The organism is Streptomyces sp. NPDC051310 (genome assembly GCF_044455245.1).
Taxonomy (GTDB): Bacteria; Actinomycetota; Actinomycetes; order Streptomycetales; family Streptomycetaceae; genus Streptomyces.
On the sequence record NZ_JBITEO010000010.1, the window covers coordinates 1 to 14,890 of the forward strand.

The 14,890-nt window shown below is 73.3% G+C and carries 15 protein-coding genes; 5 read left to right on the top strand and 10 right to left on the bottom strand.

The window, feature by feature from the left end; all coding sequences use genetic code 11:
* Nucleotides 1–281 (top strand): hypothetical protein (locus ACIA79_RS16160; RefSeq protein ID WP_399428900.1); only part of this gene is annotated, 281 nt, incomplete at its 5' end.
* A 415-nt stretch (nt 282–696) separates the two neighbouring features.
* Nucleotides 697–1,695 (top strand): tryptophan--tRNA ligase, encoded by a 999-nt coding sequence (gene trpS, locus ACIA79_RS16165; protein ID WP_399428901.1) that lies wholly within the window; start codon nt 697–699, stop codon nt 1,693–1,695.
* On the opposite strand, the gene ACIA79_RS16170 is transcribed toward trpS, so the two are convergent.
* Nucleotides 1,662–2,669, bottom strand: a complete 1,008-nt coding sequence (locus tag ACIA79_RS16170; RefSeq protein WP_399428902.1) for a GlxA family transcriptional regulator — start codon at nt 2,667–2,669, stop codon at nt 1,662–1,664. The genes trpS and ACIA79_RS16170 overlap by 34 nt on opposite strands.
* Nucleotides 2,670–2,780: 111 nt before the next feature.
* Here ACIA79_RS16170 and ACIA79_RS16175 point away from each other — a divergent pair, with 111 nt between their 5' ends.
* Entirely contained in the window at nt 2,781–3,371 is a 591-nt protein-coding gene (locus ACIA79_RS16175) for a cysteine hydrolase family protein (RefSeq protein ID WP_399429171.1), read from the top strand.
* Nucleotides 3,372–3,414: 43 nt separating this feature from the next.
* Here ACIA79_RS16175 and proC read toward each other — a convergent pair whose 3' ends face one another.
* Nucleotides 3,415–4,224, bottom strand: a complete 810-nt coding sequence (gene proC, locus ACIA79_RS16180; protein WP_399428903.1) for a pyrroline-5-carboxylate reductase — start codon at nt 4,222–4,224, stop codon at nt 3,415–3,417.
* Nucleotides 4,225–4,406: 182 nt separating this feature from the next.
* Between proC and ACIA79_RS16185 the strand changes: the two genes are divergently transcribed.
* Entirely contained in the window at nt 4,407–5,018 is a 612-nt protein-coding gene (locus tag ACIA79_RS16185; RefSeq protein ID WP_399428904.1) for a hypothetical protein, read from the top strand.
* A gap of 54 nt (nt 5,019–5,072) precedes the next feature.
* Here ACIA79_RS16185 and ACIA79_RS16190 read toward each other — a convergent pair whose 3' ends face one another.
* From ACIA79_RS16190 to ACIA79_RS16205, 4 genes are all read right to left on the bottom strand, one after another.
* Nucleotides 5,073–5,810 carry an ABC transporter permease gene (locus ACIA79_RS16190; protein ID WP_399428905.1) on the bottom strand — a complete coding sequence of 246 codons (738 nt, stop codon included), beginning with the start codon at nt 5,808–5,810 and terminating at the stop codon, nt 5,073–5,075.
* Between the two features lie 25 nt (nt 5,811–5,835).
* Entirely contained in the window at nt 5,836–6,630 is a 795-nt protein-coding gene (locus tag ACIA79_RS16195; protein ID WP_399428906.1) for an ABC transporter ATP-binding protein, read from the bottom strand.
* Nucleotides 6,631–6,723: 93 nt separating this feature from the next.
* Nucleotides 6,724–7,227: a hypothetical protein gene (locus ACIA79_RS16200; RefSeq protein ID WP_399428907.1), complete on the bottom strand. Its 504-nt coding sequence runs from the start codon at nt 7,225–7,227 to the stop codon at nt 6,724–6,726.
* A 34-nt stretch (nt 7,228–7,261) separates the two neighbouring features.
* Nucleotides 7,262–7,567 (bottom strand): hypothetical protein, encoded by a 306-nt coding sequence (locus ACIA79_RS16205; protein ID WP_399429172.1) that lies wholly within the window; start codon nt 7,565–7,567, stop codon nt 7,262–7,264.
* Between the two features lie 255 nt (nt 7,568–7,822).
* Here ACIA79_RS16205 and ACIA79_RS16210 point away from each other — a divergent pair, with 255 nt between their 5' ends.
* Nucleotides 7,823–10,084: a PQQ-binding-like beta-propeller repeat protein gene (locus ACIA79_RS16210; protein ID WP_399428908.1), complete on the top strand. Its 2,262-nt coding sequence runs from the start codon at nt 7,823–7,825 to the stop codon at nt 10,082–10,084.
* A gap of 336 nt (nt 10,085–10,420) precedes the next feature.
* Here ACIA79_RS16210 and ilvD read toward each other — a convergent pair whose 3' ends face one another.
* From ilvD to ACIA79_RS16230, 4 genes are all read right to left on the bottom strand, one after another.
* The gene (ilvD, locus tag ACIA79_RS16215) at nt 10,421–12,274 is read right to left on the bottom strand and encodes a dihydroxy-acid dehydratase (RefSeq protein WP_399428909.1); all 1,854 of its coding nucleotides are present in this window, start codon (nt 12,272–12,274) and stop codon (nt 10,421–10,423) included.
* Nucleotides 12,275–12,488: 214 nt separating this feature from the next.
* A complete protein-coding gene (locus tag ACIA79_RS16220; protein ID WP_399428910.1) occupies nt 12,489–13,097 on the bottom strand; it encodes a TetR family transcriptional regulator in 609 nt (202 codons plus the stop codon).
* Between the two features lie 7 nt (nt 13,098–13,104).
* Nucleotides 13,105–13,923 carry a sugar phosphate isomerase/epimerase family protein gene (locus ACIA79_RS16225; RefSeq protein WP_399428911.1) on the bottom strand — a complete coding sequence of 273 codons (819 nt, stop codon included), beginning with the start codon at nt 13,921–13,923 and terminating at the stop codon, nt 13,105–13,107.
* A gap of 23 nt (nt 13,924–13,946) precedes the next feature.
* The gene (locus ACIA79_RS16230; protein ID WP_399428912.1) at nt 13,947–14,879 is read right to left on the bottom strand and encodes a Ppx/GppA family phosphatase; all 933 of its coding nucleotides are present in this window, start codon (nt 14,877–14,879) and stop codon (nt 13,947–13,949) included.
* Nucleotides 14,880–14,890: the final 11 nt, after the last annotated feature.

Genomic DNA, 14,890 nt, shown 5'->3' on the forward strand with positions numbered 1-14,890 from the left:
CTGGCGTTGATTTTTGGCACGCTGTTGAGTTCTCAAGGAACGGACGCTTCCTTTGTACTCACCCTCTCGGGCTTTCCTCCGGGCGCTTCCCTTCGGTCTTTCGTGTTTCCAGCTTAGCAGATCCGTTTTCCGTTTCCGCCACCCGCTGGAGCGGGCTGCCGGGCCGTTCTTCGCTTTCGCGTTTCCCTTTCCGGCGGGTCCGACTCTATCAGATCCTTTCGGGCCTGATTCCCAGTCAGCGGGTTTGTCTTCCCGACCCGTTGGGCCGTTCCGACGAGTGAGACTTTAGCGAATCCCTTGCCCGGACGCTAATCCGGTCTGCGCTCGTTCGAACGCGGATTCCTCATTTCGCAAAAGCACACGGAAAGCGAAACGACGACATGGGTACGGCGTCGTTCGCCTGGAGTGGTTCTTGCGGAATGGCTGTCCGGGGCCGACCGGAGTCGGTGCTCACGTCGGACAACCCGGAGAACACTACGGAGCGGGCAATCCCGTGTCAACTCGGTGCCGGTCCCGTAGCCTGGGGGCATGACAGCGCATGTGTGCACCCTTCAGTGGTGGGCCGCCTGACGGCGGCCGGCAGACACGCGTGCACCCAACGGCCGCCGCTTCGGCGGCCGTTCGTGTTTCTCCCTCCGGGAGGCCCGGCCGCGGGTGGCGGTGGCCTCGATCAGTGGAGCGGGAGACGAGAGCGCGATGACGCGGATCTTCAGTGGGATCAAGCCGACGGGGCACCTGACGCTGGGCAACTACCTCGGGGCCGTCCGGCGGTGGGTGGAGGTGGACCAGCACCGGGCGGACGCGTTGTTCAGCGTGGTGGATCTGCACGCGCTGACCGTGGAGCACGATCCGGCGCGGGTGCGGCGGCTGAGCCGGCAGGCGGCGACCCTCCTCCTGGCGGCGGGACTGGACCCGCGGCTGTGCACCCTCTTCGTACAGAGCCATGTGGACGAGCACGCGCGGCTGTCGTACCTGCTGGAGTGCACGGCTGCGGACGGGGAGCTGCGGCGCATGATCCAGTACAAGGAGAAGGGTGCGGCCGCGCGGGCGGCCGGGGAGAGCGTGCGGGTGTCGTTGCTGACGTACCCGGTGCTGATGGCGGCGGACATCCTGGCGTACGGGACCGACGAGGTGCCGGTGGGGGACGACCAGACGCAGCACGTGGAGCTCACCCGGGATCTGGCGGTGCGGTTCAACCAGCGGTACGGGCACACCTTCACGGTGCCGAGGGCGACGCACCCGCCGGTGGCGGCGCGCGTCATGGACCTGCAGGACCCGACGGCGAAGATGGGGAAGTCGCACGCGAACGGGGCGGGGATCGTCTATCTGCTCGATGAGCCCGACGTGGTGCGCCGCAAGATCATGCGGGCGGTGACCGACAGCGGCCGGGAGGTCGCGTACGACCGGGAGGCCCGGCCCGGCGTGGCGAATCTGCTGGACGTGCTGGCTGCCTGCACGGGTGGGGACCCGGCGGCGCTGGCCGGTGCGTACGAGTCGTACGGCGCGCTCAAAAAGGACACGGCGGATGCGGTGGTGGAGCTGCTGAGGCCGCTGCGGGAGCGGCATGCGGATCTGGCGGCCGATCCGGGAGCGGTGGACAAGGTGCTGAGGGAGGGGGCTGAGCGGGCCCGGGAGATCGCCCGGCCGGTGGTGGACCGGGCCTATCGGGCGATCGGGCTGCTGCCCGCGCGGTGACGGAACGCCGTGCGGTAGTCGCGTGGGCTGGTGGCGAGGTGACGGGCGAAGTGCTGCCGCATGGTCACCTCGCTGCCGAAGCCCGCGCGGCGGGCCACCTCGGGGAGGGGGAGATCGGTCAGTTCGAGGAGCTTCCGGGCGGCGGCGAGGCGCTGGGTGATGAGCCAGCGGAGCGGGGTGGTGCCGGTGGTGGCCCGGAAGTGGCGGGCGAAGGAACGCGGGGACATGCCTGCTCGGGCCGCGAGGGTGGCCACGGTGTGCGGTGCGTCGAGGTGGGCGAGGGCGTGGTGCCGTACGGAGGCGAGGGCGTCGGCGTCGCGGTCGGCCCGGGGGGTCGGGTGCTCGATGAACTGTGCCTGCGTGCCGGTGCGGAAGGGGGCGGTGACCATGGAGCGGGCGATGGTGGCGGCGGCCTCCGCGCCGTGGGTGGTGCGGACGAGGTGGAGGCAGAGGTCGATGCCGGCGGCGGTGCCGGCCGAGGTCCAGATGCCGGAGTCCTCGACGAAGAGGGCGTCGGGTTCGACGGTGACGGCGGGGTGTCGGGCGCGGAGCTCGTCGGCCAGGAACCAGTGGGTGACGGCGCGGCGGCCGTCGAGGAGGCCGGCGCGGGCCAGGACGAACGCTCCGGCGCAGAGCGCGGCGACGGGGGTGCCGGCGGCGTGGGCGCCGCGGAGGGCGTCGAGTACGGCAGGGGGCACGTCGGTGGCCGGGTCCGCCATACCGGGGACCAGGACGAGGTCGGCTCCGGTGAGCCAGGCGAGGGGGCGGTCGGGAGTGAGCGTGAGCCCGCCGGGCAGGGCGACGGCGGTGGCGGGGTCGACGGCGACACGGCGCAGTTCGAACGGCGGGACGCGGGGCATGCTGCGGCCGTTGCCCCAGACCTCGGTGACGACGGAGACGTCGAAGGCGCGGATGCCGGGAAAGGCGACGAGGGCGACGCGGTAGGGGGCGGTGGCTGAGGGGCTCGACGTCATGGGGGCATCCTGGCCGACACGGGTGGCGGCGGGAAGCCATCGATGCGTGGCGTTGCCGCCACTGGTGGCGGTGATGGCTCGGCCGCGAGCATCGTCGGCATGGACAGGGACATCGAGATCGCGGCGAACGCGGCACTGGTCGTCATCGACGTACAGAAGGGGTTCGAGGAGGAGGAGTTCTGGGGGCGGCGGAACAATCCGGGGGCGGAGCGGAACATGGCCGCGCTGATCGACGCCTGGCAGGAGTCCGGGCGGCCGGTCGTGTTCGTACGGCACGAGTCGGCGGCCGGGTCGCGGTCACCGCTGCGGCGGGGGCACACGGGTCATGACTTCAAGGACTTCGTGGAGGAGAGGCGGGGGCGGGGCCGCGGCCGGGAGCTGCTGGTGACGAAGTCGGTGAACTCGGCGTTCTACGGGGAGCCCGATCTGGACGCCTGGCTGAAGGGCGCGGGGATCGAGCAGATCGTCCTCGTGGGCATCCAGACGAACATGTGCAACGAGACGACCGCGCGGATGGGCGGGAACCTGGGGTACCGGGTGCTGTTCGTGCTCGACGCGATGCACACGTTCGATCTGGCGGGGCCTTTCGGCTGGACGGCGACGGCCGACGAGTTGTCGCGGGCGACGGCGGTGTCGCTGGAGGGCGGCGGGTTCGCCCGGGTCGTGACGGCGCAGGAGGTGCTGGAGGCAGCGGGGCGGTGACGCTTGCGCCGCCTCCGGTCGCGGGGCCGGGAGGGGCCCGGGGTCAGCCGTTGCCGGAGGCGAGTTCGCGGCTGCGGTCGCGGGCGGCTTCCAGGGCGGCGATCAGGGCGGCGCGCACACCGTGGTTCTCCAGCTCGCGGATGGCGCTGATCGTGGTGCCGGCGGGGGACGTGACCGCTTCGCGGAGCTTCACCGGGTGCTCACCGCTGTCGCGCAGCATCACCGCGGCGCCGATGGCGGCCTGGACGATCAGGTCGTGGGCCTGGGCGCGGGGCAGGCCCAGGAGGATCCCGGCGTCGGTCATGGCTTCGACGAGGAAGTAGAAGTACGCCGGGCCGGAGCCGGAGAGCGCGGTGGCGGCGTCCTGCTGGGTCTCGGGGACGCGCAGGGTCTTGCCGACGCCGCCGAAGATCTCCTCGGTGTGGGCCAGGTGCTCGTGGGTGGCGTGGCTGCCCGCCGAGATGACCGACATGCCCTCGTCGACGAGGACGGGCGTGTTGGGCATGACGCGGACGACCGGCGTGCCGGCGGCGAGGCGTTCCTCGATGAACGCGGTGGTGATGCCGGCGGCGGCGCTGACGACGAGGCGGTCCGGGGTGATGTGGGACGCGAGTTCGTCGAGCAGCGTGCCCATGTCCTGCGGCTTGACGGCCAGGATGAGGGTGTCGGCGCGCTTGGCGGCGTCGGCGTTGCTGACGGGCTCGACGCCGTAGCGGGTGCGCAGTTCCTCGGCACGCTCGGTGCGGCGGGCGGTGACGAGGAGGTGGCCGGTCGGCCAGCCGGCGCGGATCATGCCGCTGAGCAGGGCTTCGCCGATCTTGCCGGTGCCGAGGACTGCGACTGTCTGGGTCATGGCTCTGTTCACCTCGCCGGAGGAAGTACGTGCCGCCATCCTCGCACTGGCGGCGCTGTGGCGGGTGAGGTGTCCGCGGAGCGGTACGGCGGGACCGGCTGCCGGGAGGGCTGGGGGCCGGAACCGAATTCCCGCGGCGGTGGTCCTACCGGGCGGCTGGAGGGGCGGGAAGGAGGGCAGCGATGTCCGGTGACCTGTCAGGCGGCGTGTCCGATGAGGAGGAGCTGGGGGAACTCGGCTTCGTCCTGCGGGATCTGGGCCGTACGGGGGGTGAGGTACGGCGCCCGGACGAGGTGCGCGCGCGGCACAGACGGGCGCTGGGGGCCGGTCTGGTCACGGTGGCCGTCCTCGGTGCGGTGGCGGTGGGGGCGCAGCCCGGCGGGTCGGAGCCGCCGGCGGCCGGGGCACGGGCGACGGCGGCGGGGCCTGGGGCAGGGGCTGGGACCGGGAGCGGGAGCGGGATCGGGACGGCCGTGACGGTGGACGTCGGGGCGGGGCGGCTGACGGTGGAGCGCGGTGGTGGGCGGGGCCGCGTACTGACCGTGCTGTCGGCGGGCAGCGCGGAGCGGGTGCTGCCCGCCGGGCGGATGAAGGTGACGGCGAAGAACGCCCGGCGGGGCGGAGCGAGGTGGGTGGTGCACCTCGCGGGCCCGGACGGCTCGGCCCGGTGCGTCGGCGCGGGGGCTGCCGAGGGAGCGGTCGAGCTGGGCGAGGGGGATGCGCGGTGGCTGTACCGCGCGGTGGAGGTGGGTGACGTGGTGGAGGTACGCGGTGGGCCGGCGGGCGGCGGGTAGCCGTGCGGGGGCAGGGTCAGGGGGCGCGGCGGACAGCCGTGCGGGCGCGGGGGGTCAGGGGGTGCGGCGGCGGAGGGTGGTGGTGCCGAGGCCGAGGACGAGGAGGGCGAAGGCGGCGACGATCAGGACGTCGCGGACGAAGTCGGCGGTCATGTCGGTGTGGTGGAGCACCTGGGTCATGCCGTCGACGGCGTACGACATGGGCAGCACGTTCGAGATGCCTTCGAGGACCGGCTGCATCCGGTCGCGCGGGGTGAAGAGCCCGCACAGCAGGAGCTGAGGGAAGATCACGGCCGGCATGAACTGGACGGCCTGGAACTCGGACGCCGCGAAGGCCGACACGAACAGGCCCAGCGCGGTGCCGAGGAGCGCGTCGAGGAGCGCGACCAGGAGCAGGAGCCAGGGAGAGCCGGTGACGTCGAGGTCGAGGAACCACAGGGCGAGGCCGGTCGCGAGGGCCGACTGCACGACCGCGAGGAGTCCGAAGGCGAGCGCGTAGCCGGCGATGAGGTCGGCCTTGCCGAGCGGCATGGCGAGGAGGCGTTCCAGGGTTCCGGAGGTGCGTTCGCGCAGGGTGGCGATCGAGGTCACCAGGAACATCGTGATCAGGGGGAAGACGCCCAGCAGCGAGGCGCCGATGGAGTCGAAGGTGCGGGGGCTGCCGTCGAAGACGTACCGGAGCAGGAAGAGCATCACGCACGGTACGAGCAGCATGAGGGCGATCGAGCGGGGGTCGTGGCGGAGCTGGCGCAGGACGCGCGCGGCGGTGGCGAGGGTGCGGGCGGCGTTCATCGGCGGGTCTCCTGACGGGTGGCGTTCATCGACGTGTCTCCTGGCGGGCGGCGGCCGCGTCGACGAGGCGCAGGAAGGCCTCTTCGACGGTGGCGGTGTCATGGCGGCGGCGGAGGGCTTCGGGGGTGTCGCCGCCGTAGCCGTCGGGGGAGGCGGCTCCGCCGAGGATCTCGCCGTCGCGCATCAGCAGGAGGCGGTGGCAGCGTTCCGCCTCGTCCATGACGTGGGAGGAGACCAGGAGCGTGACGCCCCGGTCGGCGGCGAGGCGGTGGAACAGCTCCCACAGGTCGCGGCGCAGGACGGGGTCGAGTCCCACGGTCGGCTCGTCGAGGACCAGGAGTTCGGGCGTGCCGAGCAGGGCGACGGCGAGTGAGACACGGCTGCGCTGGCCGCCGGAGAGGTTGCCGGCGAGGGCGCCGGCGTGGCTGGTGAGGTCCACGTCGGCGAGGGCGCGGGCCACGGACGCGGCGCGGGTGTCGTGGTGGGCGCGGCCGGGCCGGAGCACGGCGGCGAAGTAGTCGAGGTTCTGGCGGACGGTGAGGTCGTCGTAGACGGACGGGGCCTGGGTGACGTAGCCGATGCGGGCGCGCAGGGAGGGGTCGCCCGCGGGGCGGCCGAGGACGGTCAGGGTGCCGGTGGCCTTGGCCTGGGTGCCGACGACGGCTCGCATGAGGGTGGTCTTGCCGCAGCCGGAGGGGCCGAGCAACCCGGTGATCTCCCCGGGTGCGACGGCGAAGTCCAGGCCGCGCAGGACGGTGCGGGTGCCGCGTACGACGGTGAGGTTCCGGGCTTCGACGGCGGCACCAATTTTATTCACCATGTGATGAATAATTGCGCGGACGGGTCCCCGGGTCAACCATCGGGACACGTGATGGCGGCCCGGCCGCGGACCTGAGCGCCGCGGCCGGCGCCGTCAGGGGCGCTTGCGCTTCTGGCGGCGGGCCATGGGGTTGCCGGTGCGGCCGGCGCGGCGCTTCTCGTACTGGACGCGGGCGGCCTCGTACTCGGCGCGCACCAGCTTCTCGCCGGGCGCCTCGATGAGGGAGCGCACGAAGTAGGCCAGGAGGGAGCCGAGGAAGCCGATGGCCTTCAGGCCGCGCAGGGCGTCCTCGCGGGAGGGGTCGGCCGGGCGGCGCGTGAAGCCCTCCCAGGTCTTGCGGAAGGCGATGGCCGTGCAGACGGCGAACATGACGACGACCAGGGCGTTGACGAAGCCGCCGACGTCGGCGACGGCCAGGCCCTGGTGCGCGAAGCGCAGCACGAAGGCGCCGGCGACGGCGGCCCCGAGCGAGCCGACGGCCACGCCGGCACGCCGCAGCCCGTACCCGCCGTCGTGGCCGACCCAGGTCGTGCCGAAGAAACGAAGGGGCTCGGGCTGCGGCCCGGGGGTGGTCTTGTCCGTCTGCTCGTCGCTCACGGGCTCGATTATCGCCGGAGCGGCGCGGCGGCGGTCAGGAGCAGCGCGGTGCGACGTACCCGTCGCTGCCCGTGTTCACGTACGCGTCGGAGACGAACTCCCCGTCCGCGATGTTGTCCCACAGGGCCGTCGTGCCGTACGGACCGGTGATGCGCTCGCCGGGCTTCTGGCAGTAGACGGGGACCCTCACGTCGTAGGCGAGGGTCCGGACGATGCGGTACTGGGTGCCCGGGCCGGAGCGGACGTTGACCCGGTAGCCCGGGGCGATGGGGTAGCGCACGACGTCGGCGGCGAACGCCGTCGCGGCCGGCTGCGCCGTGCTCTCGGTGCCTGAGGTCATTCCTGTGGCTGGTGCGGTGCCCGTGGTGGCTTCCATGGAGCGGTCTCCCCCGTTGCGTTGCGGTGTGGTGGCGACGATCTCGTCGCGAGGTGCGGTGCGCCGTCCGCGGGGCGCGGTGCGCGGTGCGCCGGGCGTCGTCCGCCGGGCGCGACGCGCAGGCTAGCAAGCCCCGCCGACATCGGCCGCACCATCGACTAGGCTCCGTGCGTCGCATGTGCGCGGCCGGAAATCGACGCGGACCACGGGGGTGGGGCGATGCCGCCGTTGCCGGGATACGCCGGCCACTACCGCCTCGAGGCGCGCCTCGGTTCGGGCGGGATGGGTGTCGTGCACCTCGCCACCTCCGCCTCGGGACTGCGCCTCGCCGTGAAGGTGGTGCACGAACAGTACGCGGCCGACCCGGAGTTCCGGGCCCGCTTCCGCCAGGAGGTGGCCGCCGCCCGCCGGGTGAGCGGCGCGTTCACCGCACCCGTCGTGGACGCCGACCCGGATGCCGAGCGCCCGTGGATGGCCACCCTGTACGTGCCGGGCCCCACGCTGGCCGACCAGGTGAAGCGGAACGGCCCGATGGCCCCCGCCGAGCTGCGCCGGCTCACGGCGGGGCTCGCCGAGGCGCTGCGCGACATCCACCGCGCCGGGGTCGTCCACCGGGACCTCAAACCCGGCAACGTCCTCCTCACCGACACCGGACCGCGCGTCATCGACTTCGGCATCTCCCGCCCCGTCGACAGCGACCTGCGCACGGAGACGGGCAAGCTCATCGGCTCGCCGCCGTACATGGCGCCCGAGCAGTTCCAGCGGCCCCGGCAGGTCGGTCCGGCGGCGGACGTCTTCGCGCTCGGCTCGGTGCTGGTGCACGCGTCGACCGGGCAGGGCCCCTTCGACGACGGAAGCCCGTACATCGTGGCGTACCAGGTGGTGCACGACGAGCCGGACCTGAGCGGCGTGCCCGCCGCGCTCGTACCGCTGGTCAGCCGCTGCCTGGCGAAGGATCCGGCCGAGCGCCCGACGCCGGACGAGATCATGGCGGAGCTGGGTCCGCCGTCGTACGAGGCGACCGCCTTCATACCCGCCCAGCGGCGCCGCGCGACCGGCCTGCCGGCGCACGCGCCCGCACAGGAGCCGACCCCCGCCTTCACGCCCAGGGACAGGACCGGGCGTGGGCCCTCCCCCCGGTCACTCCCCGCTCCCGCCGCCGCTGCCACAGCCGCCACTGCCGCGCCCGCGCCCGCGTCCCCGTCTTCGTCTCCGTCCGCGTCCCGGCCCGCAGGGCCGGAAGCGGAAGCCGGTGCCGGCCGCCGGCGCCGCGCCCGGTGGCCGCTGGTGGCCGCGGCCGCCGTCGCGCTCGTCGTGAGCGGCGGGGTGACGACGTGGAGCCTGGGCGGACCGGAGCAGGACCCCGCGCCCGAGGCCGCCGCGGCGGTGGCCGCCACGCCCTGGCGGGCGGAGCTCGGTTCGGCCGCCCGGGACGCGGCGCCCCACTGCGCGTACGCGCGGGGCGAGCTGTACTGCTCGGCGCCCGGCGCCGGACTGGCCCGGCTCGATCCGCGCGACGGCCGGGTCCTGTGGTCGCGGGCGGCCGGTGGGCCCGGCGAGCCGTCCGCGCCGGTCGTCTCCGGCGGGCTCGTGCACACCGTCGCCCAGGACACGGCCGCGCGGAACACCACCGGGCAGGGCGCCCCGGCCCGTACCACTCTCGGCGCGTACGAGGCGGCCGACGGCGCACCCGCGTGGAGCGCCGACGTCTCCGCGTACCGGGGCGAGGTGCACCACGCCGGGGCGACGGTGCTGCTCGCCGCGCCGTCCGGCAGGGTGAAGGGGGTCGACGGCGCGACCGGCCGCACGCGCTGGCAGCACGCGTTGCGCGGTCACAGCCACCCGCGCTTCGGCCCGTACAGCCCGGGCACGGGTCTCGTCTACGTCTTCGAGGTCGCGGGGTCGGGTGCGACCACGCTGGTCAGCGGCGTACGGCCGACGGACGGGGCCGTGGTCTGGCAGCGGCCGCTGACGGGGGACCTGACGCCCGTGGGAACCTCCGGCGACGCGCTCCTGCTGACATCACGGGACCGCGATTCGCAGACGGACGCGCTGGTGCGCTACGAGCCGGGCGCGCGCGAGGCGCGCCGGGTGCCGCTGCCCTTCCCGATGGCGGAACCGCAGGTCGCGCTGCGCGGTGACGTGGCGTACCTGCTGGCGCGCAACGGCACGCTCGTCGCCGTCGACACGCGCGGCGCGCGGGAGCTGTGGCGGCTGGAGACGGCCGCCGGGCGGGTGTCCCGGCCCGTGACCGGAGGCGGCGACCGGCTGTACTTCTCGGCCGCCGACGGGCGGCTGCTCGCCGTCGACACCGCGCGCGGGGCGCTGCTGGGGCAGACACCGCCGCGGCTGCGCGGCGGGAAGCTCGGCTATGCCGCCGCGCTGCCCGCGCCGCTCGTCACCGGAGAGGGCACGGTCGTCGCGGCCGCGCCCGACGGGTCGGTCTTCGCCGTTCCGGCGAAGGACCCGGCCGCCTGGTGAGCCGGCCGGCCGGTCGCCGGGCCGGTCGTCCCGTCCGCCGCTGACCTGACTTGGCCTGGCCTGGCCTGGCCTGGCCGACCTGGCCGACTGGTGCCGCCGTCGGCCCGTGACGGGTGACCGGTGACCGGTTGTGGCCCCGGCAGCCGAGCCATCTGCCAGACCGCATCGCCGGCCGGTCACCCGCTGAACCGGCATCGCCGGCCGCCGGTCCCGCCGACCGGGCACGCTCAGCCGGTCTTCGCCACCGCTCGGCCGGGCACCCGCTGAACCAGCGCTTCCGCGACCCCGCCGGCCGGGCGCCCTCAGCAGGCCGCCGATCCCGCCGGCCCCGCAGCCTCAGCCGAGCTTCGTGACGTCGCGCACGGCGCCCTTGTCGGCGCTGGTCGCCATCGCCGCGTACGCCCGCAGCGCCGCGGAGACCTTCCGCTCCCGCTGCTTCGGCGCGTACACGCCGCCGAGGGCCTCGCGCCGGGCGGCCAGTTCCTCCTCGGAAACCAGCAGCTCGATGGAGCGGTCCGGGATGGCGATACGGATCCGGTCGCCGTCCTCGACCAGGGCGATGGTGCCGCCGCTCGCCGCCTCCGGCGACGCGTGGCCGATCGACAGGCCCGAGGTGCCGCCCGAGAAGCGGCCGTCCGTGATCAGCGCGCAGGTCTTGCCCAGGCCGCGGCCCTTGAGGAAGGACGTCGGGTAGAGCATCTCCTGCATGCCGGGGCCGCCCTTGGGGCCCTCGTAACGGATGACGACCACGTCGCCGTCCTTGACCTGCTTGTTCAGGATCTTCTCGACGGCCTCCTCCTGCGACTCGCAGACGACGGCCGGGCCCTCGAAGGTCCAGATCGACTCGTCGACACCGGCGGTCTTCACGACACAGCCGTCGACGGCCAGGTTGCCGCGGAGGACGGCGAGGCCGCCGTCCTTGGAGTAGGCGTGCTCGGCGGAGCGGATGCAGCCCTCGGCGGCGTCCGTGTCCAGCGAGTCCCAGCGCTCGGACTGCGAGAACGCCTCGGCGGAGCGACGGCAGCCGGGGGCGGCGTGCCAGAGCTCGACGGCCTCGGCGGACGGCGACCCGCCGCGGACGTCCCACGTCTTGAGCCAGTCGGCCAGGGACGGGCTGTGGACGCTGTGCACGTCCTCGTTCAGCAGGCCGGCGCGGTGCAGCTCGCCGAGCAGGGCGGGGATGCCGCCGGCGCGGTGCACGTCCTCCATGTAGTACGTGCGGTTCTTGGCGACGTTCGGCGCGACCTTGGCCAGGCAGGGGACGCGGCGCGAGACCGCGTCGATCTCCTCCAGCCCGAAGGGGACGCCCGCCTCCTGGGCGGCGGCCAGCAGGTGCAGGATCGTGTTGGTCGAGCCGCCCATGGCGATGTCGAGGGCCATGGCGTTCTCGAAGGCCGCGAAGGTGGCGATGTTGCGCGGCAGGACCGACTCGTCGCCCTGGGCGTAGTAGCGGTCGGTCAGCTCGACGACGCAGCGCGCGGCGTTCTCGTACAGGGCGCGGCGGGCCGTGTGGGTGGCCAGGGTGGAGCCGTTGCCCGGCAGGGACAGGCCGATGGCCTCGGTCAGGCAGTTCATCGAGTTGGCGGTGAACATGCCGGAACACGAACCACAGGTCGGACAGGCGTTCTCCTCGATGCGGAGGATGTCGGCGTCCGAGATCTTGTCGTTGACGGCGTCCGAGATGGCGTCGACCAGGTCGAGCGTACGGACCGTGCCGTCGACCAGGGTGGCCTTGCCGGCCTCCATCGGGCCGCCGGAGACGAAGACCGTGGGGATGTTGAGGCGCAGGGCGGCCATCAGCATGCCCGGGGTGATCTTGTCGCAGTTGGAGATGCAGATCAGGGCGTCGGCGCAGTGCGCCTCGACCATGTACTCCACGCTGTCGGCGATGAGGTCGCGGGAGGGCAGCGAGTACAGCATGCCGCCGTGGCCCATGGCGATGCCGTCGTCGACGGCGATCGTGTTGAACTCGCGCGGGATGGCGCCCGCTTCCTTGATCGCCTCGCTGACGATCCGGCCGACCGGCTGGAGGTGGGTGTGGCCGGGCACGAACTCGGTGAAGGAGTTGGCGACCGCGATGATCGGCTTGCGGCCGATGTCCGCGCCCGGTACACCGGAGGCGCGCATAAGGGCGCGGGCGCCCGCCATGTTGCGGCCGTGGGTGACGGTGCGGGACCTCAGCTCGGGCATCGTCGCTCAGCTCCTTGGGGAGGACAGGGAAATGTCTTCTTCGAGCGTACGCCGCGGCTCCAAGATCTGGACAAGGCGTCCGGATACCGGGACGGACGGCTCACACCTCGGTCGCCGCGCACGGCGTGAGGAGGGAACCGGCTGACGGCCGGGGCGTCCGGAAGGCCCCTCCCTCAGGCCGCTTCCTTCGTGCCCCGTTCCTCGTGCCCGTCCGTCACGCCTCCGTCAGGTACCGCTGCAGCGTCGGCGCGACCATCCTGATGATGTCCTCCGGATCGGCCGACGCCAGCGGCTCCACCCGGACGACGTACCGCAGGATCGCGATGCCGATCATGTGCGACGCCGCCAGCTCCGCCCGGAAGGTCGGATCCGGTACGCGCAGCTCGTCGGCGACCCGCTCCAGGAGCCGTCGCAGCACGAAGCCGCGCAGGACCGCGGCAGCCGCCTCGTGCGTCAGCGCCGAGCGGATGATCGCCAGCAGGGGGGCGCGGGTCGCCGGGTTCTCCCAGACCCCGATGAAGTAGCGGGCCAGCCGCTCCCCGATCCCCTCCGTACCCGCCCCCAGGACGGCCGGGATGACCAGGGCGGGTTCGAAGGACACCTCGATGGCGGCGGCGAAGACCTCGTCCTTCGTCCCGTAGTAGTGGTGGACCAGCGCGGCGTCCACGCCCGCCGCCTTGGCGATGCCGCGCACCGAGGTCTTGTCGTACCCGCGCTCGGCGAACTCGGCGCGCGCGGCTTCGAGGATCCGTTCACGGGCGCCGGGCCCCTCCGCGGCGGCGTCCCGCGGCGGCCGCCCGCGCCCCCGGCGGGGCTGCGTCACCGGGTCCTCATGAGGTACGGGCGGACGAGGCCAGGTGCAGCCGGGTGAAGGCGAGCGCCTCCGCCAGGTCGGCCTCCCGCTCGGCGGCGGACATCGCGCGCCGCGTATTGACCTCGATGACGACGTGCCCGTCGAAGCCGGACCGGGCGAGGTACTCCAGCAGCTCCGCGCAGGGCTGGGTGCCGCGCCCCGGCACCAGGTGCTCGTCCTTCGCGGAGCCCCGGCCGTCGGCCAGGTGCACGTGGCCCAGCCGGTCCCCCATGCGCCCGACCATGTCCATCGCCTCCACGCGCGCGGTGGCGGTGTGCGACAGGTCCACGGTGTAGTGGCGGTAGTCGTCCTTGGTGACGTCCCACTCGGGGGCGTACGCGAGCATCTCGCGGTCCCGGTAGCGCCAGGGGTACATGTTCTCGACGGCGAAGCGGACGTCCGTCTCGTTCGCCATCCGCCAGATGCCGGTGACGAAGTCGCGGGCGTACTGGCGCTGCCAGCGGAAGGGCGGGTGGACGACGACCGTCGACGCGCCGAGCTTCTCCGCCGCCGCCTGCGCGCGCTGGAGCTTCACCCACGGGTCCGTCGACCAGACCCGCTGGGTGATCAGCAGGCACGGCGCGTGGACCGCCAGGATCGGTACCTGGTGGTAGTCGGAGAGCCGCCGCAGCGCCTCGATGTCCTGGCTGACGGGATCGGTCCACACCATGACCTCGACGCCGTCGTAGCCCAGGCGTGCAGCGATCTCGAAGGCCGTCGCCGTCGACTCCGGATAGACCGATGCGGTGGACAGCGCGACCTTCGCATCCGGGATGCGCACCACTGGTTTCGCCACGAAGGACAGAGTACGGGCCGCGGCTATGAAGCCGGGAGATGGTCCAGGCGACGCAGGATGACCCCTTCGCGCAGCGCCCACGGGCAGATCTCCAGTTCCGCGACCCCGAACAGGTCCATCGCCCCCTCCGCGACCAGCGCTCCCGCCAGCAGTTGCGGCGCGCGCCCCTCGGACACCCCGGGAAGGGAGCAGCGCTGCTCGGCGGTCATGCCGGCGAGCTTGGGGACCCACTCCTCCAGTGACGTACGACTCAGCCGACGCTGCACGTAGGAGCCCTCGCCGGAGCCGGGCGCGCCGGCTATCCGGGCGAGCTGCTTGAACGTCTTGGACGTCGCCACGACGTGGTCCGGCGGCCCGAAGCGGGCGATCTCACCGACGGTACGGGCTATCTCGGCGCGCACGTGGCGGCGCAGCGCCTTCACGTCGTCCGGGTCCGGCGGGTCGCCGGGCAGCCAGCCGGCGGTCAGCCGCCCGGCGCCCAGCGGGAGGGAGACGGCCGCGTCGGGTTCCTCGTCCATGCCGTAGGCGATCTCCAGCGAGCCGCCGCCGATGTCGAGGACGAGCAGTTTCCCCGCGGACCAGCCGTACCAGCGGCGGGCGGCGAGGAAGGTCAGGCGCGCCTCCTCCTCGCCGCTGAGGACCTGCAGGTCGACGCCCGTCTCGTCCTTGACGCGGCCCAGTACCTGGTCGGCGTTGGCCGCGTCGCGGATGGCGGAGGTCGCGAAGGGGAGGACCTCCTCGCAGCCCTTGTCCTCGGCGGTGCGCACGGCGTCGGCCGTGATGGTGACCAGTCGCCGGATGCCCCGGGCGCCGATGGCGCCGTCGGCGTCGAGCAGTTCCGCCAGGCGCAGCTCCGCCTTGTGGGAGTGGGCGGGGCGGGGGCGGGCGCCGGGGTGCGCGTCCATGACCAGCAGGTGCACCGTGTTCGAACCGACGTCGAGGACTCCGAGTCTCATGCCTGAACGCT